The following is a 317-nucleotide window of genomic DNA, read 5'->3' as shown; positions in this document are numbered from 1 at the left end:
GCCCTGGTGGGCCGCGGGCAGGTCCCGGATGAAGGCCTCCAGCTCACCCAGCGTCCTGGCGGCCAGCACCCCGTCCACGCGTTCGGCGTGCTCGTCGGCGGTCAGCCGGCCCTCGGCGAGGGCCTCGCGGAGGATGTCGGCGACCCGGTCGCGGTCGGCGTCGGAGGCGCGCAGCTCGGCTGCGGGTGTGGGTGCGCTCTGCTTCTGAAGGTCCACTCCGGCAGCGTACCGAAACACGATAGATCGCGACAGCCCCGACTGAGCCTTACCTCACAAGTGCGCCGTCGGCGGCAGGTTCTACGCTGGACGGGCCCGCC

The 317-nt window shown here is 72.6% G+C and carries 1 protein-coding gene; it reads right to left on the bottom strand.

Annotation, left to right across the window (positions count from 1 at the left end):
* Positions 1-216 (bottom strand): DUF1707 SHOCT-like domain-containing protein (locus CCN44_RS41815; RefSeq protein WP_143650472.1); only part of this gene is annotated, 216 nt, incomplete at its 3' end.
* Positions 217-317 lie beyond the last annotated feature (101 nt).

Source organism: Streptomyces tricolor, assembly GCF_002155905.1.
Lineage (GTDB): Bacteria > Actinomycetota > Actinomycetes > Streptomycetales > Streptomycetaceae > Streptomyces > Streptomyces tricolor.
This window is presented reverse-complemented; position numbering and strand designations above follow the sequence as displayed.